Annotated in this window: 23 protein-coding genes; 12 read left to right on the forward strand and 11 right to left on the reverse strand. The window is 74.1% G+C overall.

Annotated elements, in window-relative coordinates:
* Positions 1–11: 11 nt before the first annotated feature.
* Complete coding sequence (locus FGE12_RS05570) at positions 12–395, reverse strand: MXAN_6627.5 family MYXO-CTERM protein (RefSeq protein WP_153865200.1); 384 nt, start codon at positions 393–395, stop codon at positions 12–14.
* Between the two features lie 124 nt (positions 396–519).
* Between FGE12_RS05570 and FGE12_RS05575 the strand changes: the two genes are divergently transcribed.
* A complete protein-coding gene (locus FGE12_RS05575; RefSeq protein ID WP_153865202.1) occupies positions 520–1,848 on the forward strand; it encodes a response regulator in 1,329 nt (442 codons plus the stop codon).
* A 3-nt stretch (positions 1,849–1,851) separates the two neighbouring features.
* On the opposite strand, the gene FGE12_RS05580 is transcribed toward FGE12_RS05575, so the two are convergent.
* On the reverse strand, positions 1,852–2,487 hold the full coding sequence (locus FGE12_RS05580; protein WP_194797608.1) for a hypothetical protein: 636 nt from the start codon (positions 2,485–2,487) through the stop codon (positions 1,852–1,854).
* A 60-nt stretch (positions 2,488–2,547) separates the two neighbouring features.
* Between FGE12_RS05580 and FGE12_RS05585 the strand changes: the two genes are divergently transcribed.
* The 3 genes from FGE12_RS05585 to FGE12_RS05595 all read left to right on the forward strand — a co-directional run bounded on the left by FGE12_RS05585 (position 2,548) and on the right by FGE12_RS05595 (position 5,047).
* A complete protein-coding gene (locus FGE12_RS05585; protein WP_153865203.1) occupies positions 2,548–3,087 on the forward strand; it encodes a hypothetical protein in 540 nt (179 codons plus the stop codon).
* 90 nt (positions 3,088–3,177) lie between these two features.
* Positions 3,178–4,098, forward strand: a complete 921-nt coding sequence (gene bcp, locus FGE12_RS05590; RefSeq protein ID WP_153865205.1) for a thioredoxin-dependent thiol peroxidase — start codon at positions 3,178–3,180, stop codon at positions 4,096–4,098.
* A 190-nt stretch (positions 4,099–4,288) separates the two neighbouring features.
* Positions 4,289–5,047 carry a hypothetical protein gene (locus FGE12_RS05595; RefSeq protein WP_153865207.1) on the forward strand — a complete coding sequence of 253 codons (759 nt, stop codon included), beginning with the start codon at positions 4,289–4,291 and terminating at the stop codon, positions 5,045–5,047.
* A gap of 97 nt (positions 5,048–5,144) precedes the next feature.
* Here the strand turns inward: FGE12_RS05595 and nagZ are convergent, their stop codons facing one another.
* Positions 5,145–6,269: a beta-N-acetylhexosaminidase gene (gene nagZ, locus FGE12_RS05600; protein ID WP_153865209.1), complete on the reverse strand. Its 1,125-nt coding sequence runs from the start codon at positions 6,267–6,269 to the stop codon at positions 5,145–5,147.
* A 184-nt stretch (positions 6,270–6,453) separates the two neighbouring features.
* On the opposite strand from nagZ, the gene FGE12_RS05605 reads away from it, so the two are divergent.
* Positions 6,454–6,966 (forward strand): hypothetical protein, encoded by a 513-nt coding sequence (locus FGE12_RS05605; protein WP_153865211.1) that lies wholly within the window; start codon positions 6,454–6,456, stop codon positions 6,964–6,966.
* Positions 6,967–6,984: 18 nt separating this feature from the next.
* On the opposite strand, the gene FGE12_RS05610 is transcribed toward FGE12_RS05605, so the two are convergent.
* On the reverse strand, positions 6,985–7,527 hold the full coding sequence (locus tag FGE12_RS05610) for a hypothetical protein (protein WP_228530585.1): 543 nt from the start codon (positions 7,525–7,527) through the stop codon (positions 6,985–6,987).
* A 168-nt stretch (positions 7,528–7,695) separates the two neighbouring features.
* Between FGE12_RS05610 and FGE12_RS05615 the strand changes: the two genes are divergently transcribed.
* A complete protein-coding gene (locus FGE12_RS05615) occupies positions 7,696–8,895 on the forward strand; it encodes an alanyl-tRNA editing protein (protein ID WP_153865213.1) in 1,200 nt (399 codons plus the stop codon).
* A 92-nt stretch (positions 8,896–8,987) separates the two neighbouring features.
* Here the strand turns inward: FGE12_RS05615 and FGE12_RS05620 are convergent, their stop codons facing one another.
* Positions 8,988–11,912, reverse strand: a complete 2,925-nt coding sequence (locus FGE12_RS05620) for a putative Ig domain-containing protein (RefSeq protein ID WP_153865214.1) — start codon at positions 11,910–11,912, stop codon at positions 8,988–8,990.
* 127 nt (positions 11,913–12,039) lie between these two features.
* Between FGE12_RS05620 and FGE12_RS05625 the strand changes: the two genes are divergently transcribed.
* Both FGE12_RS05625 and FGE12_RS05630 read left to right on the forward strand, forming a co-directional pair.
* Positions 12,040–12,981, forward strand: coding sequence for a CPBP family intramembrane glutamic endopeptidase (locus tag FGE12_RS05625; RefSeq protein WP_194797609.1), 942 nt, complete (start codon positions 12,040–12,042; stop codon positions 12,979–12,981).
* Positions 12,982–13,046: 65 nt separating this feature from the next.
* Positions 13,047–13,595, forward strand: a complete 549-nt coding sequence (locus FGE12_RS05630) for a GNAT family N-acetyltransferase (protein ID WP_194797610.1) — start codon at positions 13,047–13,049, stop codon at positions 13,593–13,595.
* Positions 13,596–13,647: 52 nt separating this feature from the next.
* Here FGE12_RS05630 and FGE12_RS05635 read toward each other — a convergent pair whose 3' ends face one another.
* Together FGE12_RS05635 and FGE12_RS05640 are read right to left on the reverse strand one after the other, a co-directional pair.
* Positions 13,648–14,460 carry a bacterial transcriptional activator domain-containing protein gene (locus FGE12_RS05635; RefSeq protein ID WP_153865218.1) on the reverse strand — a complete coding sequence of 271 codons (813 nt, stop codon included), beginning with the start codon at positions 14,458–14,460 and terminating at the stop codon, positions 13,648–13,650.
* A 129-nt stretch (positions 14,461–14,589) separates the two neighbouring features.
* The gene (locus FGE12_RS05640) at positions 14,590–15,384 is read right to left on the reverse strand and encodes a carboxypeptidase-like regulatory domain-containing protein (RefSeq protein ID WP_153865219.1); all 795 of its coding nucleotides are present in this window, start codon (positions 15,382–15,384) and stop codon (positions 14,590–14,592) included.
* Between the two features lie 243 nt (positions 15,385–15,627).
* On the opposite strand from FGE12_RS05640, the gene FGE12_RS05645 reads away from it, so the two are divergent.
* The 4 genes from FGE12_RS05645 to FGE12_RS05660 all read left to right on the forward strand — a co-directional run bounded on the left by FGE12_RS05645 (position 15,628) and on the right by FGE12_RS05660 (position 21,694).
* Entirely contained in the window at positions 15,628–16,473 is an 846-nt protein-coding gene (locus tag FGE12_RS05645; RefSeq protein ID WP_153865221.1) for a YiiX/YebB-like N1pC/P60 family cysteine hydrolase, read from the forward strand.
* A 111-nt stretch (positions 16,474–16,584) separates the two neighbouring features.
* A complete protein-coding gene (locus FGE12_RS05650; RefSeq protein ID WP_153865223.1) occupies positions 16,585–16,968 on the forward strand; it encodes a TraR/DksA family transcriptional regulator in 384 nt (127 codons plus the stop codon).
* A gap of 77 nt (positions 16,969–17,045) precedes the next feature.
* Positions 17,046–21,188 carry a DUF3857 domain-containing protein gene (locus tag FGE12_RS05655; protein ID WP_153865225.1) on the forward strand — a complete coding sequence of 1,381 codons (4,143 nt, stop codon included), beginning with the start codon at positions 17,046–17,048 and terminating at the stop codon, positions 21,186–21,188.
* 158 nt (positions 21,189–21,346) lie between these two features.
* Positions 21,347–21,694 (forward strand): hypothetical protein, encoded by a 348-nt coding sequence (locus tag FGE12_RS05660; protein ID WP_153865227.1) that lies wholly within the window; start codon positions 21,347–21,349, stop codon positions 21,692–21,694.
* On the opposite strand, the gene FGE12_RS05665 is transcribed toward FGE12_RS05660, so the two are convergent.
* The 4 genes from FGE12_RS05665 to FGE12_RS05680 are packed head-to-tail and all read right to left on the reverse strand — an operon-like array spanning position 21,687 to position 25,413.
* Complete coding sequence (locus FGE12_RS05665; protein ID WP_153865229.1) at positions 21,687–22,214, reverse strand: DUF1801 domain-containing protein; 528 nt, start codon at positions 22,212–22,214, stop codon at positions 21,687–21,689. The two genes, FGE12_RS05660 and FGE12_RS05665, sit on opposite strands and share 8 nt — an antisense overlap.
* Positions 22,215–22,254: 40 nt before the next feature.
* On the reverse strand, positions 22,255–22,581 hold the full coding sequence (locus FGE12_RS05670) for a hypothetical protein (RefSeq protein WP_153865230.1): 327 nt from the start codon (positions 22,579–22,581) through the stop codon (positions 22,255–22,257).
* A gap of 36 nt (positions 22,582–22,617) precedes the next feature.
* On the reverse strand, positions 22,618–22,956 hold the full coding sequence (locus FGE12_RS05675; RefSeq protein ID WP_153865232.1) for a hypothetical protein: 339 nt from the start codon (positions 22,954–22,956) through the stop codon (positions 22,618–22,620).
* Positions 22,957–22,977: 21 nt separating this feature from the next.
* On the reverse strand, positions 22,978–25,413 hold the full coding sequence (locus FGE12_RS05680; RefSeq protein ID WP_194797611.1) for an ABC transporter permease: 2,436 nt from the start codon (positions 25,411–25,413) through the stop codon (positions 22,978–22,980).
* Between the last annotated feature and the right edge of the window lie 453 nt (positions 25,414–25,866).

Genomic DNA, 25,866 nt, shown 5'->3' on the forward strand with positions numbered 1-25,866 from the left:
CCCTGGGCGCCCTAGCGGCGGCGCCGGGCAGTGGCCACCAGCCCCAGCCCGATGAGCGCCACCGTGCCCTCGGGCCCGAGCATGCAGCCCACGCGCTTCGCCTCGCGCGTGCCCTGGTAGCGGCAGCGGCCACTGTCGCACGCGAAGCGCGGGCTGCAGTCCGCCGTCACCCGGCACACCTCCACGATGTGTCCGGTGGTGTCCTCGTCGGGCGGCTCCTCGCCCGCGTCCGGCGTGGGGCCGGGCAGGCTCCCCGCGTCCGGCTCCTCGTCCACCTGCGCGAGCGCGGCGCGGGGGTGCGCCACGGCGAGCAGCGCGAAGAGGAGCCCGAGGGTGGGGAGCAGGGTGCGGAGGGGGAGGCGCACGGGGGAGAAGCGGCTGCAGATGCGGTTCACGGGGGGCGCACCCTACGCCTCCTCGGCCCCGCGTGCACCTGGGTCGGTTGCACTCACATCGGCCGATACCCATGTAGGTGAAACCTGTGGGTGCAGCCGCGGGCTTTGCTAGGGTGAGGCGGCGATGGCCCCCCGAATCCTCGTCGTCGACGACAACCAGGAGCTGCTCTCGCTGCTCACGCAGCTCTTCGAGGATGCGGGCTACGAGGTGCTCGGCGCCAGCCGCGGCAAGCAGGCACTGGAGGCCGCGCGCGCCCAGCCGCCCGGCGTGGCGGTGCTCGATATCCTGCTGCCCGACATGATGGGCTACCACCTGGCGGACGCGCTGCGAAAGGAGCAGCCGCAGCTGCCGCTGCTCTTCATCACCGGCGTCTTCAAGGGCGGCAAGCACGCGCTCGAGGCGCGCCAGAAGTACGCGGCCGCCGGCTACTTCGAGAAGCCCTTCGAGGCGCAGAAGCTGCTCGAGGCGGTGACGAAGCTCTTGCCCGCCGAGAAGCGCACCCCCAGCCCCGCGAGCCTCCAGGACGCCTTCGAGGTGGAGCTGGACCTGGACGTGGAGGAGGAGGGGCCGCAGGACCCCATGGAGCTCACCGGCCGCATCAAGGTGACGGGCGGGGAGAACCTCAGCGCCGAGCTGCGCGGGGCGAACCTCACCGCGAGCCCACTCGCCAAGGGCGCCGCCGCGCTGCCGCGCCCCGCGGGGCAGGTGCGCCCCGCGGCCACCGGCAGCCCGCTCGCCTCGAGCGCCCCGGGCGCGCGCCGCGGCGACCTGCGCGACAACCTGCCCAGCCTCATCACCGCCTTCTACCTCTCGCGCGAGACGGGCGAGCTGGGTGTGCAGCGCGGCAAGGTGAAGAAGGTGGTGTACTTCGAGCGCGGCACGCCCGTGTTCGCGCTCTCCAACCTGCTCGCGGACCGCTTCGGCCAGTTCCTCGTGCGCGTGGGGAAGATCCGCCCCGAGCAGCTCGCGGACGCGAGCGCCGTGGCCAGCGCGGGCGGGCGGCGCACCGGCGACGTGCTGGTGGAGCGCGGCCTGCTCAAGGACACCGAGCGCCTGTACTACGTGGGCCAGCAGGTGAAGGCGATCATCTACTCGCTCTTCGCGTGGGAGGACGGCACCTACGTCATGTCCTTCAAGGAGCGCGCGAGCGCCGAGTCCATCAAGCTGGACATCCACCCCGCGAGCCTCATCACCCGCGGCATCAAGAAGCTCTACAAGCCCGAGCGCCTGCGCCGCCTGCTGCGCCCCGAGGACCGGCTGCTGCCCGCGGTGGCGCCGTCCTACCCGCTCAACGAGGTGGAGCTGGAGCGCTGGGAGGCGGAGCTGCTGCCGCGCGTGGACGGCACCCGCACGGTGGCCGAGCTGCTCGCGCTGGCGAACCGCCCCGAGCACGTGCTGCACGGCTTCCTCGTGGCGATGCTCTCGCTGGGGATTCTCGAGCGGCGCGAGTAGCGGCTAGCGCTGCGCGACCATCCAGAACAGGCCGAGCCCTCCGGAGACCAGCGCGACGCCCCGGTGCACCCAGGGCGCGAGCCGGTGCCCCACGCGGCTGAGCCCCTCGGCGAAGAGCAGCCCGACGGCGCCCATGCCCAGCAGGATGCCCAGCGCGAAGCCCGGCAGGTAGCTCCAGCCCGCGTGGTTCATGCTGCCGCCCACGAGCAAGGGGGGCAGCGCGAGCAGCAGCGCGCGCACGCCGCTCACCGCCATCAGCGCGCCGGCCGCGGTGCTCACGTGCACGTGCGCGTGCGGCTCCTTGTCGTGCCCCGGCAGGTGCGGGTGGCCGTGCGAGACGCTGCTGGGAAAGAGCAGCGCCGTCACCGCGAGCGCCACCAGCACGCCGCCGCCGAACACCTCCGCCCAGCGCGTGAAGGTCTCCGAGAGCCCGAGCCCCGCGAGCAGGCACACCGCCGCGACCCCGCCCAGCATCGCCGCGTGCCCCAGCGCGAAGCGCAGCGCCGTGGCGAGCACGCTCTTGCGGCGCCCGCCGTTCAGCGTGCCCAGCGTGGCCATGGCCGCGCAGTGGTCCGGGCCCAGGGCGTGGACGAGGCCCTGCGAGAGGCCGAGTGCGAAGGCGAGGAGGGCGTGGGACACGGCGGCGGACCCTACCCGCGCGCCGAGCCGAGGGCCAGCGGAGTTGCTAGCCTCTGTCCCGTGCACCGCTCTCCGCTCGCCGCCTTCTCCCTCCTCGCGCTGCTCGGCCCGCTGCTGCTGCTCCCCGCCTGCAAGGGGGACGAGGGGCCCGAGCGGCTCGCCCGCGCGGACGCGCGCTACGAGGCCCTGGTGGAGTCGGGCCTGCAGGCCGCGCCCCAGGCCGCGGGGCCCGACCCGCGCCTCACCGCGCTCATCCAGGAGTACGAGGCCATCCCCCGCGACTCGAAGGCCTGGCCCCAGGCGCAGAAGCGGCTCGAGGCGCTGCGCGCGCTCTCGCACCGCCCGCCGCCGCGGCCCCTCGCGGTGCCCGGCGCCACGGGCCCCGGCGCGAGCGCCGCCGACCTGCAGCGCGCCGCCTGCGCGCGCCTCGCCGAGCAGCTGGGCGCAGCGCCCCCGGGAGGCCGCCCCGCGCTCGAGAAGGCCCTGGGCGAGTGCCGCGAGCGCCAGGCCCGCTACGAGGCCCACGAGCACGCGGAGGACGAGGGAGCCGCGCACCCCGCGCTCCCGGACGGCGGCGCCGCGCCGCACCCGGCGCCCTGAGGCGCCCCCCGGCCGGCTGTCGCCCACGTGCAGTTGTGCGCACGTGGGGCTTGCGAGCAGCCGAGCGGCTGCTTCAGCATCGGCCGCACCATGCCCATTCCCCAGACTGGTGACGCCGCCCCGAGCTTCGAGCTGCAGGATCAGCAGGGCCGTTCCGTGAAGCTCTCGGACTTCGCGGGCAAGAACGTGGTCCTCTACTTCTACCCGAAGGACGACACGCCCGGCTGCACCGTGGAGGCGTGCAACTTCCGCGACGAGCACTCGGTGCTGGAGAAGGCCGGCGCGGTCGTGCTCGGCATTTCGCCCGACGACGAGAAGAGCCACCAGAAGTTCACCGCGAAGTTCAACCTGCCCTTTCCCCTGCTCGTGGACACGGACCACAAGACGGCGGACGCGTACGGCGTGTGGGGCGAGAAGCAGTTCGCCGGCCGCACGTACATGGGCGTGAACCGCGCCACCTTCCTCATCGGCCCGGACGGCAAGCTCGCGCGCGTGTGGCCCAAGGTGAAGGTGGAGGGCCACGTGAACGAGGTGCTCGGGGCGCTCGGCCTCACGCCCTCGCGCAAGGAGCCCGAGGCTCCGCCGAGCGGCGCTGCCGGCACGGTCACCCCCGCGCCCGCCCCCCAGGCTCCGCTCGCCCCGGAGGCCGCCCCCGCCGCGCGCAAGACCGCGGCGAAGCGCCCCGCGGCGAAGAAGGGTGGCGGCGCGAAGAAGGCGGCTGCGAAGAGGCCTGCGGCGAAGAAGGGCGCGGCGAAGAAGGCCGCGGCGAAGCGTCCTGCAGCGAAGAAGGGCGCGGCGAAGAAGGCCGCGGCGAAGCGTCCGGCAGCGAAGAAGGGCGCGGCGAAGAAGGGCGCTCCCGTGACCCGCGCCGCGAAGAAGGCCGCGGCGAAGCGCCCCGCGGCGAAGAAGGGCGCGGCGAAGAAGGGCGCGGCGAAGAAGAGCGGCCTGCGCCCCACGCTGGTGGGCCGCGCGCGCGCCATCGCCGAGCGGCTGCTGCCCCGCAAGCGCTAGCCGTCCGACGAGGGATGGACCCGCGGCCCGGGTCCATCCCTCACGGTCGACGTGCGCAGCGGCCAGCCGGCCAGCCGCTCGGCCCTCCTCCCAGGACCCGTGGTCTGGGCGTCCGGGCGTGTGCATCCCTCAAGGGACGACACGCGCGTCCCCGGGGACGCTGGACGACAGAGGACGAGGGGAGAGGGCCATGCACGCACACCGCTTCAACCGTTGGGGACTGCTCGGAGCACTCGCTGCGGCGGGGCTGCTCGCCGGCGCCTGCAACGGCGCCCAGGACGGCAACGGGCCGTACCCGTACCGCAACCGCGCGGGCGGCTACACGCACCACCGCCCGCGCTACAGCTCGGGTGACCCGCGCTACAACGTCACCGCGCAGCAGTCGCCCGGCAGCGTGGACCCGGTCATCCCGCAGCCCGCCACCACCACGGCGATGGAGCAGGGCACCGGCGGCAGCGGCGAGGGGAACCTCCCGGCCGTCTCGATGCGCCGCGACCCTACCGGCGGCACGGGCGCCGCCGGCACCACCGCGTCGGACCCCGCCACCTGGCGCCCGCGCGAGACGAGCCCCGAGTTCGTGCTCCAGGCGCCCGACGGCTCCTTCAAGCAGAACAACCACACCGGCGGCCCCGCGCCGCTGCTCGGCGCTCCCGCGCTTCCGGTGCCCGCGCCCCAGCCGGGCAACAGCCCGCAGGCCCTGCAGCGCCAGAGCGGCAACACCGGCCCCGAGCGCCTGCCCTCGGGCATCGGCGGCAGCGGCGCCACCGGCCCCACCCAGCCGGAGACCGGCGCGGGTGGCTCCGGGGTTCGCCAGGAGGACAACCAGACCGGCGGCAGCATGGCCGAGCCTGCCAAGAGCGGCGGCCAGGCCCAGCCGAAGGAGGGCTCCACCGGCAACACGCGGGTGCACGACCCGGACAAGCCCGGCGTGAAGGACGACTCGAAGTAACCCCACGGGTGCAACCGGGTTGCAGCTGCAGCCCGGTTGCGACTCCGGAGACTCCGCACGCCGCAGTGCACCGCCTGACCGGGCGGGTGCTGCGGCGCTACGCGTTGCGGGGGGCGGTCATCACCTCGGTGGGGTCCTTCCCGGCAAAGGCGCTGGTGAGCCCCTCGGCGAGGGCGCGGTGCTCGGGCGTGCCCAGGGTGGCGAGCCGGTCCTCCGGCGGGTGGGCGAAGCGCGCCTCGAGCCGGGCGAGCCGCCGGTGGGCCTCGGCGATGCGCGCGCGCGGGATGCGCCCGCTCTCCACCGCGTGCACCACGGCCTCGATGGCGCGCCGCTGCACGTCCGCGCGGTGGCACACCAGGAACAGGTCCACCCCGGCCAGCGTGCCCTGCACCGCCGCCTCCTCGACGGAGTAGTGGTCCGCGATCGCCTTCATCTCCAGGTCGTCGCTCACCAGCACGCCGTCGAAGCCCAGCTCGCGGCGCAGCAGCCCGTCCAGCACGCGCGCGCTCATGGTGGCGGGCACCCCGGGCTCGATCGCATCGAAGAGCACGTGCGCCGTCATCAGCGAGGAGAGCCCCGCGGCGGCAAAGGCGCGGAAGGGCACCAGCTCCACCGCGCGCAGCCGCTCGAGGTCGTGCGGCAGCCGCGGCAGCGTGAGGTGGCTGTCCGTGGTGGTGTCCCCGTGGCCGGGGAAGTGCTTGCCGCAGCTCGCCACGCCGCCCGCCTCGAGCCCGCGCGCGAGCGCCACGCCCAGCCGCCCCACCTCGGCGGGGTCGCGGCTGAAGGCGCGGTCGCCGATGACCGGGTTCTTCGGGTTGGTGTCCACGTCCAGCACCGGGGCGAAGTCCCAGTCGAAGCCCACCGCGCGCAGCTCGTGCGCGAGCAGCCGCCCTGCGCGCTCCACGCGCCCCGCGTCCCCGTCCGCGCCCAGCTCGCGCATCGGCGGCAGCGCCGTGAAGGGCGCGCCGCGCAGGCGCGCCACGCGGCCCCCCTCCTGATCCACCGAGAGGATGAAGGGGCGGCGCGCGCGCTCCTTCAGCTCGCGGCACAGCGCCGCCGTGGCCGCCGGCTGTCCCTCGCTCACGTTGCGCTTGAAGAGGATGGCGCCGAACACCCCCTCGTCCATGAGGCGCCCGAGCTCCTCGTCGATGCGCAGGCCGGGAAAGCCCACCATGAAGAGGCGGGCGCAGTCGCGAAACAGGGCGGAGGCGGCAGAGGGCATGAGGGCGACTCTCGCACGCGGCCCCGGCCCACCGAAGCGCGCCGTGGAGCCGCTGCCGCGCTGCGTCCACGACTGCCCGCTTGCTCCTGCCGGGGGCCATCGAGTGGTCCCAACCCCTCGTCATCACAAGGATTACAGTGAGGGGCTAGCAGGCCTACATGCGGCCGCTGCAGGCTCTCTCGCCATGAACAACCGACTCCGCCTCTTCGCAGCTGTCGTGGTTCTCGGCTCCAGCGCCGCCCTGGCACAGGTCTCCGTGGACGTGCGCCTGCCCAGCATCCACTTCGCGGTCCGCCCCCCCGTGGTCACGGTGGAGCCGGGCGTGCAGGTCGTCGAGGACTGCGACGACGAGGTCTACTACGTCAACGAGTACTACTACGTGCGCCAGGGGCCGAACTGGTACCGCACGCGCGACCACCGCGGGCACTGGGTGCGCGTGGAGGAGCGCTACGTGCCGGTGACGGTGGTGCGCGCGCCTCCGGGCAAGTATCGCCGCTACCACCACCGCGACGAGCGCGAGGTGCGCGTGATCCGCGAGGAGCCTCGCCGCGAGGTGAAGACCGTGTACGTGCGCCAGGAGCGCGAGCCCGTGCGCAAGGTGGTCTACGTGGAGGAGCGCCGCGGTGACGACCGCCGCGACGACGACCGCGACGACCACCACGACCACGGCAAGCACAAGGGCCACGGCAAGCACTAGCCGCAGCAGGGCCCGCGCCTACCAGCTCACCGCGTAGGCGCAGGCCTCGTCGCCGCGCTTGCGGCAGTCGCCCGGCGCGTGCTCCACGCGCACGCGCAGCGAGTGCAGGGGGCGGCTCTTCTCGGCGACCGCCTCCACCAGCCCCAGGTCGAAGTCGCAGGGGTAGGGATTCACGCACACCATGCGGCCGCTGCGCGGGCCCGTGCGCTCGAAGCGGTAGTGGCCGATGTCCCCGTTGCGGTGGTTCGTCTCGTAGGCCACCTGCAGGGCCTGCAGCGCCTCCTCGATGGCGCCGGGCGCCGTGCGCGGGAAGACGGCCCACTCGGGCACCTTGCGCCCGATGGCGCGCACCGTGCTCGGCCCGATGCGCTCGAAGATGTTGCGGAACACGTCCAGCACCGGCTGCTGCGCGTACCAGCGGTGGGGCTCCATCGGCGTCAGCCCCTGCTCGGCGAGCAGCTCCAGCGCCCGCACGCGGTTGTTCTCCATGCCCCCGACGATGGCGAGCACCGACTGGCCCAACACCTCGGCTGTGCTCGAGAACGCCCTGTACTGCGCCATGTCCGCTCCTGACCTCCGGTAGGTCGAGCCCCTCCAGCCCGTACTCCTATAGCGCCGCTCGCGCGGTGCCTGGACGAAACGCGCGCGCGCAGGCTCGCCGCACGCAGGGCAGCCAGCCACGTGCACTCCCGCGCCCGCCGGGGGCCGCGTGCTATGGCTGAGCGCGCCATGAGCCCCACCGAGCGCCTCTACTTCGAAGATTCCTTCCTCCTCCGGTTCACCGCGCGCGTCGTGGCGCACGGGGCGTGGCAGGGCGCGCCCTCGCTGGTGCTGGACCGCACCGCCTTCTACCCGGAGGCGGGCGGCCAGATGGCGGACCGCGGCGTGCTCGGGGGCCAGGCGCTCGCGGACGTGCAGGTGGACGACGCCGGGGTGGTGCACCACGTGCTCGCGCCCGGCGCCGCGCTGCCCGCGGTGGGCGAGGCCCTGGAGGGCGCGGTGGACTGGGCGCGGCGGCGCGCGCACATGAGCCTGCACACCGGCCAGCACATGCTCAGCCGCGCGCTGGAGGACGTGGCCGGGGCGCACACCGTGTCCTCGCGGCTCGGCGAGACGCTGTGCACCATCGACGTGGACCTGGAGGCGCTGCCCGAGGCGCAGGTGCAGGAGGCCGAGGCGCGGGTGAACGCGGTCATCGACCAGGACGTGCCCATCCGCGCCTTCTTTCCCACGCCCGAGGAGCTCTCGCGCCTGCCGCTGCGGCGCGCGCCGAAAGTGAGCGAGAACATCCGCGTGCTGCAGATCGGCGACTTCGACGTGTCGCCCTGCGGCGGCACGCACTGCACGCGCTCGGGCCAGGTGGGGCTGGTGCGGGTGCTGGGCGTGGAGCGCAACAAGGGCCGCGCGCGCGTGCTCTTCGACGCGGGGCCCCGCGCGCGCGCCGGGCTCTGGAGCGAGGTCGGCGTGCTGCGCGGGCTCGCGCGCGACTTCACCTGCGGCCCGCTCGAGGTGCCGGCGGCCGTGGACAAGCTGCGGCGCGAGCTGACGGACGCGCGCGAGGCGCTGGGGCTCGTGCGCGCGCGGCTCGCCGAGGCGGCCGCCGCGGAGCTGCTGCAGCAGCTGCAGGCTTCCCCCGAGCGGCGCTGCGTGGGCGTGCTGGACGGGGGCGCGGAGCTGCTGCGCGCGGTGGCCGCGCGCCTCGGCTCACAGGAGCGCGCGGTGGTGCTGCTCGCCGGGCGCACGCCCGAGGGGCTCGCGGTGCTGGTGGCGCGCGGGCCGGGCTCGGACTTCGCGTGCGGCGCCTTCCTCAAGCGCGCCGCGGAGGCTGCCGGCGGCCGCGGTGGGGGGCGCCCGGAGGCTGCCGAGGGGCGCCTGCCCGCGGGCACCGACTGGCCCGCGCTCGTGTCGCGGTTGCTCGGCGCGAGCTAGAGCGGTGGAGACCGTGCTCGCGCCGCCCAAACGAAACCGGGTTGCATCTGGAAGATGCAACCCGGTCGGGTAAAACGCTGACTGCGTGGTGACTACGCCGTGCGACGGCGGCGGCGAATCATCAGCGCGAGCGCACCGAGGCCGAGCACCTGCAGCCCGCCCTGGGTGTCACCCGTCTGGGAGCAGCCCCCGCCCTTCGCCGGCGTGGTCGGCGTCGTCGGCGTGCTCGGAGTGGTCGGCGTCACCGGAGCCGCGCTCACGGTGAGGGTGCGCTCGAGGCTCGCCGTCTGCTCGCCGTCCTTCGCATTCACCTTCACGGTGAAGGTGCCCGTCTGGGAGGGCGTGCCGGAGAGCACGAAGTCGCCGGCCTCCTCGCGCAGCTGCATCCCGGCGGGCAGCGTGCCCGTGGAGCTCCAGGTGCGCGGGGTGACGCCGCCGGTGGCGGTGAAGTGCACGGCCGCGTACGCGCTGCCCTGCTGGGCGGCCGGCAGCGAGGCCGGCGCGCCGAGCTGCAACTTCGCGCGCACGTGCACGACGGCGTCCATCGTGCTGGACAGGCCGTTCGCGTCCGTCACGGTGAGGCCCTCGAGCGTCACGTCGCCCGCCTGCGAGGCGCTGCCCTCGAGCACGAAGGCGCCGTCCTGCTGGGTGAGGGTGAGGCCCGCGGGCAGGCTGCCCGCGAAGCTCCAGGTGAAGGGCGCCGTACCGCCGGAGACGGTGAAGCTGCCCGTGTACGGAGCCCCCAGGATGGCCACGAGCGAGTCGGGCGTCTGGATGGAGGGGACGGAGAGCACCACCAGCTCGAGGGCCGCGTGCGTGGACACGCCGCGCGCGTCCGTCACCATCACGCTGTCGAGCGCGAAGGTGCCTGCCTGGGTGGGCACGCCGGAGAGCACGCCCGTGTCCGCGGCGAGCTGCAGGCCGGGCACGGGGGCCGCGCCCTCGAAGCTCCAGGTGTAGGGCCCGGTGCCGCCGCTCGCCGAGAGCGTGGCCGTGTAGGGCCGGCCGATGACGGCGACGGGCAGCTCGCCCGCCGTCTCCACCACCGGGGCCTCCACGGCCTCGATCGTGTACGCGGCCAGGGCCTGGGCGCCGTTCGCGTCGCGCACGCTGGCCTGCAGCTCGAAGGTGCCCACGGCCTGGGGCACGCCGCCCAGGGAGAGCACGCTGCTGGCCTCGCTCACCGTGAGCCAGCTGTCTTCCGGGTAGTTGACGCCGACCGAGACCGGCGCGGTGCCACCCAGGGCCTGGAGCTGTGCCTGGTACTCACGGCCCACCACCGCGAGCGGCAGGGTGGACGGCGTGAGCGAGGGGAAGGCGGCCACGCGCAGGCTCAGCGCCTGCTCCGTGTGGCGCCCGTCCGCGTCGGTGAGCTGGAAGGTCAGGGCGTAGGTGCCCGGGGCGGTGGGGGCGCCCACCAGCGCCTCGCGCTCGAAGGCGACGCCCTCGGGCAGCGCGCCGTCCTTCAGCGCGAGCGTGGTCAGGCCGGTGCCGTACTCGCCGAGGACGGGCTGCGCGTAGTTCACGCTCACGGTGGCGCCCGGCAGCTCGTGGGTGAGGAACTCCGGGGCGGCCATGGCGCGCACGTCCGCCACGGCGACGAAGCCATCCGAGCCCACGGCCACCACCTTCTCGGCACTCGCGGCGATTGCCGGCAGCGCCGCGTTGGTGCCCATCTCCACCGGGGTCCAGCCGTAGCCGGCCGAGGACACGTAAAGGGGCTGCGTCCCCGGCGACGCGAGCACGAAGCGGTCCGCGGCGAAGGTCAGCGTGGCGCCTCCGGCGTTGGGGCTGCCCACGCCGCTCGCCCAGGTGAGCCCCACGTCCTCGGAGACGAGCGGCGCAGCACTCGTGTCGAGGATGCCCACGAGGCGGCCGTGGCCCGCGACGAGCTGCGTGATGAGCCCCGCGGGCGCGGCGGGCACTTCGGTCCAGGTGAGCGCATCGGAAGAGCGCAGCACGACGCCGTGCGGCGAGTTGGTCACCGGGTCCGTGCCGCTGCCGGTCACGACGAAGGTGCCATTCAGCTCGGCCACGGCCAGCAGGTTCGCGGTCACGGGGACGGTGGTCGGGGTCCAGGTGAGGCCGTCCGGCGAGGTGAGCACCAGGCCCTGGGCGCCCACGACGACGAACTGCCCGGCGGCGAAGGTGGCGTTGAAGAGGGCGCGGTTCTGCGCGTCCGTATAGGTGTTGGTCCAGCTCGCGCCGTCCGGCGAGCTGTAGAGCGCCGAGCTGCCGTTGGAGAAGCCCACGAACTGCCCGGCGCCGCGCACCAGCCGGCTGAAGGTCACGGGCGCGGCGGGCTGCAGCGTCCAGGTGCTCGCGTCGGTGGAGGTGAGCACGCCGTAGGGGCCCGCGGCGAGGAAGGCGCCATCGCCGGCGGCGACCACGCCGAGATCGCTGTTGTCGCCGTTGCGCACGGCCGGCCTGCTCGCAGGCGCGTACCAGTGCGAGAAGGTGCTGCGGGGCGCCTCGCCCACGCGCAGCTCCTTCACTACCGGGGTGCTGAAGCTGACGCCCTGGTAGCCCTCGGGCGTGCCCGCGTCCGCATCCGCCGGGACGTAGTCACGGCTCGTCACGAGGTAGCCGAGCGCGTAGCGGCCGCTCGTCCCCGCCGGCACGTCCAGCTGGAAGGTGGCGCGCGCGGCGCTCTCGCCCGAGACCACCCGGTGCACCGCGGAGAGGCAGTGCCAGGCGGAGCCCGCGCGCGGCTGGCTCTGCTCGGCGAGCGCGGAGAGCTCCGGCTCCGGCGTGCCGTCCTGCTGCACGCCGTCGCCGAAGGCGTAGGTGGCGGCGGGAGCGGGCCACGCCTCGGGCAGCGACACGCAGGCGATGCCCTGCGCGTCGCGGCTGCTCGGGGTCGAGGGCGCGGGCGGATAGCGCGCGTCGAAGGCCACCTGCACGTCCACCGGGACGCGGGTGCCTGCGGCGCTCTGCGCCTCGTGGCTGACGAAGAAGTCTACGGAGCAGGCGAGGCTGCAGGAGAGCAGCCCGACCAGGGGGAGGACACGACGCATGAGGACCGCCAGGGGAGGGGGGAGGCGGGCGGAGGTGTATTGTAATTTTCCAGTATTGGTCAATCTGCGGGGAGGTGGGCCGAGGTGGGTCGCCGCTCGCGCCTCGAGGCACGGAGTAGAACGCGGCATGCTTCCCGAGAGCGCTGCCCCCGCCGTCCCTGCGGCTCCCGTCTCCCGTCCGCGAGTCTGGCCGTCGCTGCTCAGCTACCTGCTGCTCATGGTGGGGATGCTGGTCGGCTCGGCGCTGTTCTTCGGAGCCTGGCTCGCAGCGCAGGCCGCCTCGGCGTACGTCGCGGGGCAGAGCCACGACCAGGTGCTCGCGCAGCTGAGAGAGCAGGGCATGTCGGTGGCCGCCCTGCCGCTCGTGATGGCGCTGAGCTCCCTGGTCACGGTCCTCGTGCAGCTCGCCTGCGCGCTGCTCCCCGCCGCGCTGTCCCCGACGCCGTGGCGCGAGCGGCTGGGCCTGGTTCCGGCCGGTCGCCCGAAGCCTGGCGCCCTGGGGGTGGCCTGCGTGGGCATCCTGTCGCTCGGGTGGACGATGAGCTGCGTGGCCTCCCTGCTCGGAGCGCGAAGGGAAGGCGGCCCGCTGGAGATGTTGGAGGCGCTCGCGAGGCGTGCCTCGACCGGGGAGTTCCTGCTGATGCTCGTGGTGATGGCCGCGGGCGCGGGCCTCGCCGAGGAGCTGTTCTTCCGCGGCTACCTGCAGACCCGCCTCGTGGCGCGCTGGGGCCGGGGGGTGGGGATCGGCCTCACGGCGCTCCTCTTCGGGCTCATGCACCTCAATCCCCTGCACGCGGTGCTGGCCACGGGCGTGGGCGCCTTCCTCGGCTGGGTGCGCGAGCGCAGCGGCAGCGTCCACGCGGGGATCGTGGCGCACGCGGTGAACAACGCGGTGGCCTTCGCAACCTCCCGGACCTGGTCCGCCTCGACCCCGTCGCGCGAGAGCCTCGCGTGGGGGCTGCTCGTGTACGGGGGCATCTTCGGCGCCTGCCTCCTCTTCCTGCGGCGCGCGCGGTGGACGGAGCCCTCCGCGCCCCGCGCGCCACTGCCCGACGTCGCGGGCGGGTAGACGCCGGGAAGGGCCCGGCGTACTGCCCGGGACGCGTTCCCTGCTGCCCTCCGGAGGTCTGCACCGTGCACGTCCGCCTCGCCTCCACCCGCGAAGACCTGCAGGACATCCTCGCGCTGCAGCGCGAGAACCTGCGCGACCACGTCTCCCCCGAAGATGCCCGCAGCGAGGGCTTCGTCACGGTGGCGCACACGCTGGAGGCGCTCGAGCAGATGCACGCGCTCGCGCCCAGCGTGATTGCGCGCGAGGGGGAGGTGCTCGCGGGCTACGCGCTCACCATGCCCCTCGAGGCGCGCGACGCGGCGCCCGTGCTCGCGCCGATGTTCGCGCTGTTCGATGCGCTCGTGTGGCAGGGGCGCCCGCTGTCCCAGTCGCGCTACTACGTGATGGGACAGGTCTGCGTGGCGCGCGCCTTCCGCGGCCAGGGCGTGCTCGACGCGCTCTACCGCGGCCACAAGGAGGCGTACGCGCAGCGCTTCGACTTCATGGTGACGGAGATTGCGACGCGCAACACGCGCTCGATGCGTGCCCACGCCCGCGTGGGTTTCCAGGTGCTCACGACCTACCGCGACGCGCTGGACGAGTGGGCCGTGGTGCTCTGGGACTGGCGCTGAATCCGTCCGTTCATCCCTCACCCTGACCCTCTCCCAGAGGGAGAGGGGACATTCACGCGCTTTGCGGAACGAGTCCACCGGACATGCGCAGCACGGACGGCCACGAGGCCGCGGGAGCGTGGGCGCGCAGCGAGGCGGCGTACGCGGCCGTCTCGGCGGCCGGGGTCACGCCGAGCTCGCGCGCGAGGTGGGCGCGGAACTGCTCGTAGGCGTGCAGCGCGGCGCGCCGGTCTCCGAGCGCCGCGTGCAGGCGCATGAGGCAGTGCGCGGCGGCATCGGACTCGGGCTCCTGGCGCCGCCAGCCGTCGGCGAGCAGCAGTGCGCCGGGCAGGTCTCCGGCGCGCTCGCGGCGCTGCAGCTCCTCGCGCAGGCGGGCCCGCTGCCAGGTGGCCGTGCTGAGGCGCGCGCCGCTCACCCACCGCTCGAACTCCGGCAGGTCGCTGAAGTCCAGGCCCTCGAGCAGCTCGGAGTGGAGCGCGGAGAGCGCGCCCGCCGCGCTGCCCATGCGCGGCTCGCACAGCTCCGCCGCGTCGCAGCGGCCGCCGGCCCCGAGGCGCAGGAAGTCTCCGCTCTCGTCGCGCGCGAGCACCTCGTGCCCGCCGCTCGCGAGGCGCAGCCGGCGCTGCAGGTGGCGCAGGTTGTTGAGGCGCTGGGCGCTCTCGGTGTCGGGCCACAGCAGCGCCGCGAGCCCGCGCTTGGACGCCGTGTGCGAGAGCGCCACATAGGCGAGCGCCGCCGCTGCGCGCCGGTCCAGCCGCTGCGGCGCCTCGCCCACGCGCAGCTGCGGCGCTCCCAGGAGCCGGAGGCTCCAGCGCGCCCCCGCGGCGCCTCCGGTGTGTGCACTGCCCTCAGTCGCGCTCGTCATGGCCTCGCCCCTCCGTGAGTCCTGCTCCGGTGCGGGACCCTACGGAGGAAGGCGCGCGAGGCCCCGGCCTTTGCAGCCGGCCGGCTGGCCCCCCTGGCGAAGCGGCCTGCCGGTGCCGCGAGGCGCTGCTCAGCCGCAGTGCTGGTCCACGTCGGGGACGCCCAGCTCCAGCTCCAGCGTGAGGATGGAGTACACGGGGCGGAAGTCCGCCTCGGCCTGCAGCGCGCCGCGCGGGTGGGTGGTGTCGCCCTGCGCGCGCACGCACATGGGGACGATGCCGCGCTCCGGGTCGTCGTAGCGCGCGCTCACGCGGTAGCGCGCGTAGGGCACCTCGTAGACGCCCACGCCCTCGGGCCCGTTGACGGGCGGCGCGACGAGGGTGCTCCCGCTCGAGCCATCCAACAGCGGGGTGAGCGGCTCGAGCGTGACGAGCACCCGCTCCGGCTCCCACACCGAGCTGAGCCGGCCGTCGATGAACAGCGTGCCCATCGTCGCCGCGCCCGAGCCGCGCTTGCCCCCCAGCCCCGGCCACACGAAGTCGCGCACCGCGCCCTCGTTCTGCGTGAACTCGCTCGCGTCCAGGGGCTCGAAGGAGATGTCGAGCCCCTGCCCGCGGTAGCTGAAGTGGCGCTGCGCCGAGACGGAGAAGACGCCGGGCTGGGCGCGGTTGAGCGCGATGCGGTAGCGGCCGTCCGCACCCGTCACCGCGGTGCCCGTCTGGGGGATGGGGGTGAAGGCCTCGGCGAAGACGCCGATGTTCGGGAGCGGCTGCCCCTGCGCGTCCGTCACGCGGCCCTTCACCACAGAGGCCTCGAGGCCGTCCGACCCCGCGTCGCTCGGGCGCGAGGTGCCGCTGCCTCCGCAGGCGGCGAGGCCTGCGCACAGCAGCAGCAGCGAACTTCTCGGGTGCTTCGTGGGGTGCATGCCTTCCTCCGGGTGGGCGATGGCGCCGCACCCTGGCGGCCGCGGGGGATGGCGGCGGGACGGCCTTGCGTGTGGAAGCTCCTGGACACCCCGCACGGCTGCCCTGAGAGTGAAGACATGAGCCAGGTTCCCGCAGGGTCGCCGCAGGTGCGCATCGGCAGCGGGGTGGACAAGCGCGGCGCCTGAGCCCGCCTTCCCGCCGCGAAGTTGCACCGTGCGCCGCGCTCCTTCAGCATCCGGTGCATGGCAAAGGGCAGGGGGCTGTTGCAGCGGTTCCTCACGGTGTTCGGGGACATCAAGGTGTTCCGGTGGCCGCTCTTCATGATCTACGACCCGGGCAGCTACCGGGTGAAGGGCCAGCACATGCGCGAGGTGATGAGCCGCGTGCAGCCCGGCGACATCCTGGTGCGCCGCTACGACCAGTACCTGGATGGCCACTTCATTCCCGGCTACTTCAGCCACGTGGGGATGTACGTGGGGAAGGTGGAGCCCCGCGAGGTCGCGGCGCTCTCCCCGCAGTTCCGCGAGAACTTCGGCACGGGCGAGCAGACGGTGGTGCACGCCATCGCCGAGGGCGTACTGGCGGAGGACTTCCTCAACTTCTGCCGCTGTGACGGCCTCGTGGTGCTGCGCTTTCCCGAGCTGCTGCGGCGCACCTGGACGCAGCCGCGCGAGCTCGAGCCGGCGCTGCTCGCGGGGCTCTCGGCCGGGGAGCTGGACCTCTACGCGCGCCTGCAGCAGGGGGATGCGGTGGACTTCGCGAAGGAGGCGTGGCCCCTCATCCGCCGCGCGGTGCTCGCGAAGCTGGGCACCGGCTACGACTTCGAGTTCGACTTCCGCGACTTCTCCGAGCTCTCCTGCTCGGAGCTGGTGTTCTACGCGACGCGCTGCCTCGCGCCCTTCCTGGGGGTGATGCCCGAGGAGGAGCGCGTCCTCTTCCTGCGCCGCCAGGTCATCGCGCCGGACGCCTTCGTGCGCTCGGCCCTCGAGCTCGCGTGGAAGAGCCCCTCGCTCGCCCCCGCGCGGCTCGAGGCCCTACGGCCGGCTGCGCAGGACGCAGCCGCGCAGAGCGCGGCGCGCGCCGCATAGCCTGGGCGCCTGCTCCACGGAGCGGCGGACGAGCTCTCCCACGCCGCGGGTCTCCAACCGCGCGCACCGTCACTAGCGTGTTCCTGGGGGAATCGCCCCAGGAGACCGCACATGGCCCAAGCCACACAGCTCACCCCTCAGGACGTCGAGCGCCTCACGGAGAAGCTGCGCGCCGAGCATGACCGGCTGCTGGCGATGTACGCCGACGCCCGCCCGGACAGCGAGGACCCCATCGCGGAGCCCGGTGACACGGCGGACATGGCGCAGGGGGAGAGCGAGGTCAGCGCCTCGCTCTCGCGCGCCGAGGTCGACCACCGCCGCCTCGCCCAGGTGCGCCGCGCGCTGCGCAAGCTCGAGGAGGGGACCTACGGCATCAGCGACCTCACCGAGGAGCCCATCCCGCTCGCCCGCCTCGAGGCCATCCCCTGGGCCACCGCGAACGTGGAGGAGATCAGCGATCGCGACTCGACGCCCGCGGGCGCGCGCACCATCTGAGCGCCTAAGAGGAATCCCGCAGGGTTGGACCCCCCCTCCCCCTGCCTCGCCCGGGATGCGAGAGTGCGGCCCTCCGCATGCGCTCGACCCTGCTGGCCGCCCTCGTCCTCGTCACTCCCGCCTCCTCTGCCCTCGCCGCCGCGCCCGCCACCAAGGCGGCTGCGGCGCCCGCTGCGCCCTCGCCCTGGGAGGGAGCGCCCTTCTCGGCGACCGCCGCCGACGTCGCGCGCGCCGTCGCGGCGCTGCCGGTGCCGCAGGACGCGTACGCGGAGCTGCTGCTCGAGGAGACGCACCTCTCCTTCGACGCGAAGGGCGTGGAGAGCTACCGCTACCGGCGCGTGTTCCGCGTGCTCTCGCAGGAGGGCGCGCGCGGCTGGGGCCACGTGGACGTGCCGTGGTCGCCCTGGTACCAGGAGCGCCCCGAGGTGCGCGCCCGCGTCATCAACCGCGACGGGCAGGAGCACGTGCTGGACGCGGGCACGCTGATGGAGGCCGGCGACGACGAGCGCTCCACGGACATCTTCAGCGATCGCCGCGCGCTGCGCGGGCCCCTGCCGGCGGTGGCCGAGGGCAGCGTGGTGGAGCTGGAGATCCAGGTGCGCGGCAAGGACAGCCTCTTCAGCGCGGGCACCTCCGGGCGCGTGGCGCTGGACGACCGGATGCCGGTGCGCAAGGTGCGCGTCGTCCTCGAGGCGCCGCGCGCGCTGCCGCTGCGCGCGGAGCTGCGCGGCCTGAAGCTCTCGCCCAGGCGCGAGGAGAAGGAGGGCCGGGTGCGGCTCACCTGGGAGGCGGGCCCCCTCGCCGCGCGCGCCGAGGCCGAGCCCTACCTGCCGCCCGAGCTGCCGCAGGGCGCGGCGCTCTCCTACGCGACGGGCAAGGACTGGCAGAGCCTCGCGCAGCGCTACCACCAGGTGGTGGAGGAGCAGCTCGCGGGCGCGGACCTCGCGGCGCAGGCCGCCGAGGCCGCCGGGAGCGAGACGCGCCCCGAGCGCGTGGCCGCCCGGGTGATGGCCTGGGTGCATGCGCGGGTGCGCTACACCGGGCTGTACTCCGGCGCCGCCGCGGTGGTGCCGCGGCCGCCGGGTGAGACGCTCTCGCGCCGCTTCGGCGACTGCAAGGACCTGGCGACGCTGGTGGTGGGGATGCTGCGCGCGCGCGGCATCCCTGCGCACGTGGCCCTGCTGCGCGTGCGCGACGCGGAGGTGGAGCCCGACTTCCCGGGCCTCGGCCGCTTCGACCACGCCATCGTGTACGTGCCGGGCACGCCCGCGCTGTGGGTGGACGCCACGGACCCGTACACCGCGGTGGGCGAGCTGAACCTCGGCGTGCAGGGGCGGCTCGCGCTGGTGGCCGCACCCGGCACGCGCGCGCTGCAGCGCCTGCCGGAGGCGCGCTCCACCGCCAACTCGCTGCGCATCACCCGCACGGTGCTGCTCGCCGAGGACGGGCCCGCGCGCGTGCGCGAGGCCACCGACGCCACCGGCTCCATCGCCGCGACCTACCGCAGCTACTTCGCCGCCACGCCCCCGGACAAGCTCAAGGAGGGCTTCGAGCGCTACGCGCAGAGCGGCCTGCGCGAGGCGAAGCTGGACGGCGCGGTGCGCCCGCGCGAGCTCGCCACCGGGGAGCTGCCCTTCCACCTGGACCTGGAGGTGACCGGCTCGAAGCTCGCCGAGACCGACGGCGCGCGCGCCGTGGTGCGCATCTCCCCGTACCCCGCCATCACCCGCATGCCGGATGCGCTGCGGCCCAGCGAGGAGGAGGACGGGGAGGGGGAGAAGCGCAAGGCGCGCACCCAGGACCTGCTGCTGCCCGAGGCCTTCGTGCACGAGCTGAGCTACCGGGTGGTGCCGCCGGAGGGCTACCGCGCAGCGACGCTGCCGGCCGCGCGCGAGGTGACCTTCGGGCCCGCGAAGCTCTCCTGGCGCTTCGAGCAGCAGGGGCGCGACGTGCTCGCGCGCATCCGCTTCGACACCGGCAAGCGCCGCTACAGCGCCCAGGAGGTGGAGGCCTTCCGCACCGCGGTGCAGGCCTTCGGCAAGGAGGACGCCCCCTGGCTCACGCTGGAGAGCGAGGCCCACGCGCTCATCGCCGAGGGCAAGGTGCGCGAGGGGCTCGAGCAGCTGCGCGCCCGCGCCGCCCGCCACCCCACCGAGGCCCTGCACCACCTGCAGCTCGCCGAGGCGCTGCTGAAGCTGGGCATGGGGGAGGACGCGCGCGCCGAGGCGAAGGCCGCGGCGGCGCTCGAGCCCAAGAGCGCCGAGGCCCAGCGCACGCTCGCGCGCATGCTGATGCACGACACGCTGGGGCGCGAGCTGATGCCGGGCTTCGACGGGCCGGGCGCGGTGGCCGCGCTGCGGCGCGCGAAGGCGCTGGACCCCAAGGAGCCCAACGCGCGCCTCGCGCTCGCGCGGATGCTCTCGCGCGGCACGGATGGCGAGCTGTACGGCGCGGGGGCGCGGCTGCCCGAGGCCATCGCCGAGTACCAGGCGCTGCGCACGGAGCTGGACAAGAAGGACTGGGACGGGGAGCTGCGCGCGGCGCTGTGGCAGGCCGAGCGCTTCGGGGACTTCCTGCAGCTCGCGGGCAAGGGCGAGGAGGCGCGCAGCGCGGATGCGCTCGCGGCGCGCGCGGTGCTCGAGGGCGTCCCGGCGGCGCTGCGCGAGGCCCAGGCGCGCATCAGTGACCCGGAGGCGCGGCGCAGCACGCTCGCGCGCGCGTCCCTGCGGCTGATGGGGCTGCGGCGCTACCCGGAGTGCACCGCGCTGCTGCGCGAGCTCGCGGGCAGCGGCAGCGCGCAGCTGCAGACGCAGCTGGCGATGATGGCCAAGGTGCGCCGCGTCGAGGCGAAGGACCTGACGGACGGAGATCCGCTCAACGTGGTGAAGCGGATGATGCTCGCCTCCGCCGACCCCTCGCTCGTGGACGTGCGCACGCTGTTCTCGCGCTCTGCGCTCGCGGAGGACAAGGACTTCGAGAAGGGCTTCCTCGCGGGCCTGCGCTACGGGACGCGCGCGCTGCAGAAGCAGTCCGGCGGGCTGCCCGCGCGCGTGGCGATGGAGGTGGGCCTCTCCATCATGGAGCTCAAGTCGGACGGCGATGCGCGCACGGGCGTCCGGGTGCGCATGCCGAAGATGACCGGCGGCGAGGGCGAGCAGGCCTTCTTCCTCGTGAAGGAGGGGGCGGCGTGGCGGGTGCGCGCGGTGGCGCCCTCGCTGGGCTCGCTGGGGACCGAAGCCCTCACGCGCCTGGATGCGGGGGACGTGGCCGGGGCGCGCCAGTGGCTCGACTGGGCGCGCGAGCAGGTGCCCCAGGTGGTCGCCGAGAACCAGCCCTACGCGCACTTCGCGCGCCTGTGGCCGCGCGGCAGTGAGACGCCGCGCGAGCCCGCCCGCATGCGCGTGGCCGCCGCGGCGCTCGCCTCCCACGGGAGCAAGAGCCCGCAGCTGCGCACCTTCCTGGAGCAGGAGCGCGCCCGCGCCACGAGCGACTCCGAGCGCGAGCTCTTCGACCGCGATATCGCGTTCGCCTCGCTGGTGAGCCAGGACAAGCCCCGGCTGCTCGCGGCGGCGGACCGGTTGCTCGCGCTGCACCCGGATGACGAGAGCGCCTTCGCGCAGGTGGGCCTCGCGCTGAGCGCGCTCGAGCGCTGGGACGAGCTCGCCACCCGCGCGCAGGCCCGGCTCGCGCGCCTGCCGGACGACGACGACGCGCTCAACGCGCTCGCGACCGCCAAGGTGGGCAAGCACGACTACGAGGGCAACCAGCGCACGCTGCGCCAGCTGGTGACGGCGGGGAAGGCGAACCCGAGCACGTACAACAACCTGGCCTGGTACGCGCTCTTCACCGGCGCCGAGGTCTCGCCCCAGACCATCGAGGATGCCGAGCGCGCCGCGACCCTGAGCAAGTACGAGCGGCCGAGCGTCCTCAACACGCTCGCCACCGTGTACGCCGAGGCCGGCCGCGGGCCGCAGGCGCACGAGCTGCTGCTCAAGTACATGGCGCAGTCGGACGAGCGCAGCGAGCCCACGCCGTCCGACTGGTACGTGCACGCCCGCGTGGCCGAGGGCTACGGCCTGCTCGACACCGCGCGCAGCGCCTACCAGAAGGTGCGCGAGGAGAACCCGAGCCCCAGCAGCGCCGTGCACCTGGCGAAGCGGCGCCTGGAGAACCTGGGCAAGGCCACCCCGGCCCGCGTCGCCGCGCCCGCGGCTCCTTGAGCGAAGCTGTCCCCTCGCCCTCTGGGAGAGGGACGGGGTGAGGGTGTTGGGCGAAGCTGCGTCCCCGCGACGCCCAACACCCCTGCTACCCCGGAGGACAGCCAGGGCTTCGGGACGCGGAGAGTAGGGTGGCCGGTGCCCCTCTCCGCGGAGTCCCCATGCCAGCCCGAAAGCCCGCGTCCGCCCGAACGAAGCGTGCCAGCGCCGCACGTCCCCGGCGCCCGCCGGGAGGCGGCGCCACCGGGTGCACGTACGAGCAGACCTGGACGCAGCTCACCAACACGCGAGGCTACGTGCAGGTGTGGGTGCGCGAGGAGCAGTACGAGAAGATCGCGAAGCACCTGCTGAAGAGGACGAAGGAGAAGTACGCGCGCACGCTGCTGCGGCAGCGGCTCGCGCCCCTGGGCGTCACGTGGAAGTGCACTGGCACCTGCGAGGGCGGGTGGTGCCAGGAGCATGTGATCGGCGAGAACACCTTCGTCTGCGAGTGCGGCTACTTCACATAGGCCGGCCGGGAGCCCAGCCTGGAATCGCGGCGGCTTGCTTCACCCACTCCGCGAGCTGCGCCTCGGGGAACTCACCCTCGTGGAGGTCGAGCCACCGCGCGGCCTTGCCCGTGCCGCCCGGCGGGACGGGCCGCAGGGACGTGCCCCCGAAGAAGGTCACCTTCACGTAGCGGTTGAAGGCGTGGAGCGCGAGGAACCAGCCCTGACCCTCGATGCCGTAGAAGGGCGAGTTCCACTTCACCGCCTTGTGCACGTGCGGCACGGTGCGGACGATGAGCGCATCGAGGCGCTCGCCGAGCGCGCGCTTCCAGCCGGGCATCGCGGCGATGTACGCCTGCACCGGCGCATCGCCGTCCGCCTTGGCGATGCGCGGGTTGCCGCCCGAGAGGAGGACAACCTTCTCGCCTCCGCGCGCATTCTTGGCTTTCGAAGCAGTCCGTGTGGCGGGCTTGCGCGACGCGGCCGGCGTCTTCGGCTTCGCCGTGCCTGCCTTGCGCGCGGGCTTTGCGGTTGTCTTCATGCGGCTCGTGCCTCCACAAGGGCTCGTGCTTCCAACGGCTTCAACCGAGAAGCGCAACGCGAATGACACCGGCCACGACCGCGAAGCTGATGAGCGGCGCGACGGCAAAGCACCATACGAATTGCGCGAGGTAGCAAACCGCGAGCAGAGCATCGTTCTTCGGTGAATCGACATCGCTGCGAACGTAGCGAGATAGACGCAAGCCTGCCCGATACGCCGCTACCACGGATAGGAAGCCGAGCCCCGCGCCCAGAGGTGCGCTGATCATCAGCGCGAGACGGCCTGCACCGAAGAAGAGGCCCGCAGCAAGCGCGCTGCCCAGTGCGTTGCCTCCGGACATCAACGTCAGGAGGTCCCACAAGCTCACGGTGCCCCTGGGGATTGGCAGCCTCATCGCGCGCGCTCAGCAGCCGTGGGCGTGGGAGCTCGCCCAGAAAAATGCGATGACGTTCAGCAGCAGTCCGCCTACCGCGAGGGCGAGTACGGCCAGGCTCGTACCCGAGGAGGCAGACTGCTCCCGGCGCCATGCACGCCACACGAAGACCAGCTGCGCCACGCCGAGTGCGATCGAGACGGGCCAGGCGAGGATGACGTTGTAGCTCCAGTCCATCAGGACCGCGCACAGCAGCGCACCCGCGCCCGCGGCGAGGCTCGCGACGCCGAACGCCAGGTGCACGGGCTTCGCCGGAGAGACCTCTGACGCCGGCTTATGCGGCCCCTGTGCGAGCACGTTGTCGAACATGCCGCCCAGGCTACACCGCAGCTACTCCGCCCGCAGCGCGGAGAGGGGGTTCACCCGCGAGGCCCGCCGCGCCGGCAGCCAGCTCGCGAAGAGCGCGACCGCCACCAGCAGCAGGGCGAGGCTCCCGAGCGTGAGGGGATCCGCGGGGCTCACCCCCATCAGCATCCCGCGCAGGCCCTGGCCCACCGCGAGCGCGAGCCCCGTGCCCACCGCCACGCCGATGAGCGCGAGCCGCAGGCCCTGGCGCAGCACCAGCCCCACCACCTCGTCGCCGCGCGCGCCCAGCGCCATGCGGATGCCGAGCTCGCGCGTCCGCACGCTCACCGCGTACGCGACCACGCCGTAGAGGCCGAGGCTCGCGAGCAAGAGGCCAATGGCCCCCAGCACGCCGGCCACGCTCCCCGCGATCTGCTGCGGCAGCAGCGCCATTCCGATGTAGTGGCGCAGGGGCTCGAGCTGCAGCGCCGCCACGGTGGGCTGCTGGGCGCGCAGCGCCTCCCGCAACAGGAGCACCGCGCGCGCCTCGTCGCCGCCCTGCGCGCGCACCAGCACGGAGGTATGGGCCGAGTAGCTCTGCGCGAGCGGCACCCACACCGCGGGCCGCGGCGCTGCGCCCCAGTCGTGCACCATCGCGTCCTTCACCACGCCCACCACCTGCACGGAGTCCTTGTCCAGGGTCACGCTGCGGCCCAGCGCGCTGCCCTCAGGGAGGTAGCGCCGGACGAAGGCCTCGTTCACCACCGCCACGCGCGGCGCCCCGGGCGCGTCCGTCGTGCTCATGTCCCTCCCCGCCACGAGCGGAATACCCAGCACCGCGAAGGTGCCTGGCGACAGCTCCGCGAAGTCCACCGCGAAGCCGGGCGCACCGGGCGGAGGCGTCTGCCCGGGCACGTTCAGGACCTCCGTCTTGCGGCCCATCTCCAGCGGCACGATGGAGGCGAGCCCCACGGTTTCCACGCCGGGCATGGCGGAGAGCCGGGCGGTGAGCTCATTGAGGAAGACAGCCCCGTGCTGCGCATCGAGCCCGCCGGTGCGCAGGTCCAGGGACGCCACCGCGACGCCATCGGGACGGAAGCCCAGCTCGAGGCCGCGCGCGTGCTGCACCGCGCGCATCAGGAGCCCGGAGCCCGTGAGCAGCACCAGCGCGAGCGCCACCTGTCCCACGACGAAGGCCGAGCGCAACCGCGAGCCGCGCCGGCTGCCCGACGCATCTCCGCGCAGCGCAGGCAGCAGGTCGCCCCGGGCCCCGCGCAGCGCCGGCAGCAGGCCGAAGACGAGACCACACGCCAGCGCAGTGCCCAGCGCGAAGAGCAGCACGCGCACGTCGGGCTGCACGTCGAGCGCGAAGCGCACCGGGATGGGCGGCTCGAGCGCGAGCAGCGCATCGGTGGCCCACACCGAGACCAGGAGCCCCGCGGCGCCGCCCAGCGTGAAGAGGAGCAGCGCCTCGGTGAGCAGCTGGCGAATGAGCCGGCCCTGGCCCGCCCCCAGCGCGAGCCGCACCGCGAGCTCGCTGCGCCGCGACACCGCCCGCGCGAGCAGCACGCCCGCCACGTTGACGCAGGCGATGAGCAGGATGAGGCCCGCGGCGGCAAACAGCACTGCGGCCACCGCCATCACCGGCCCCTGCATCTCGGGCTCCACGCCGCCCAGGGCCTGGAGGCGGATGCCGTGGTCGCGCAGGGTGTCGGGGTGGGCGAGCGCGAGCGCCTGGCCCAGCGCGTCCAGCTCGGCGGCGGCCTGCTTCGCGCTCGTGCCCTCCTTCACCCGCGCGAGGACCTCGAGCCACACGCTCTGCCTCGACTCCAGCAGCGCGCGGCCGGGCAGGATGCGCGGCTGCTGCGACACGCTCACCCACGCGTCGCGCGCCACCGTCACGCTGGGCCCGTGGAAGCCGCGCTCCGCCACGCCCACCACCGTGAACGACTGGCCGTTGAGCCGCACGCTCTGGCCCAGCACCGAGGGACTCGCGCCGAAGCGCCGCGTCCACAGCCCGTGACTCATCACCATCACCGCGGGCGCTCCCGGCGCGTCGTCCTCCGGCGTGAGTAGCCGTCCGAGGCTCGCCTTCGTGCCCAGCGCCTGGAAGAAGCCCGCGGACACCAGCTGCCCGGCGAGGAGCTCGGGCGCCGCCTCGCCCGCGTCACCGAGCGAGAGGGGCCGGTCCGTCCACCCGCCCACTGCCTGCAGCGTCGTCGCCTTCGCGGCCAGGTCCTGCACGGTGGCCCACGAGAAGGCGTGCGGGCCGGAGTCGCCCTTCGAGGTGGCCTGCAGCGAGACGAGCTGCTCGGGGGCGGGGAAGGGGAGTGGGCGCAGGAACAGCGCGTTGATCAGCGTGAAGCTCGACGTGAAGGCCCCGAGCCCCACCGCCAGCGAGGCGATGGTGACCAGCCCCACCAGCGGGGTGCGCACCAGGTGCCGTACGGCGAGTCGTAGATCCTGAGCTACTCCGAACATGCGGGCCTCGAGGGCAGGGGGAGAGCGCCCACACGGCGCCGGCGCTCTGCGAGGAGCGTCGGTTTGCCAGTCGCGTGCCAGGAGCATCTTCGTCTGCCGGCCCGAGGTCCATCGTCGGACGCAGCCCGCGGGAGGGCCCCGGCGCCCCGCGCCGCTGAGCGCAGGTGGGACGCGGGATTCCCGGGATTGAACAGCGCGCCCGACGGCGACTGGGCGGAGGCTTTCGCGCAGGAGGTTGGACGCGCAGGGCGGCGCGCCTGCTTCCTCTTCACGGACCTCGCGAACCCCACCTCCAGCGCCATCCATCCGCAGGTGGGGTACCGACAGCCGAGCGAGGCGCTGCTCGAGCGCGGATGCGCTCCGGCCCGTCCGGCCGATGACGGTAGAGGCCGGAATACGGGAGAAAGCCAGTAGCCCCGCACGGCGTCGATGCGCAGGGTCCGCGCACTGGAC

This window comes from Aggregicoccus sp. 17bor-14 (genome assembly GCF_009659535.1).
Lineage (GTDB): Bacteria > Myxococcota > Myxococcia > Myxococcales > Myxococcaceae > Aggregicoccus.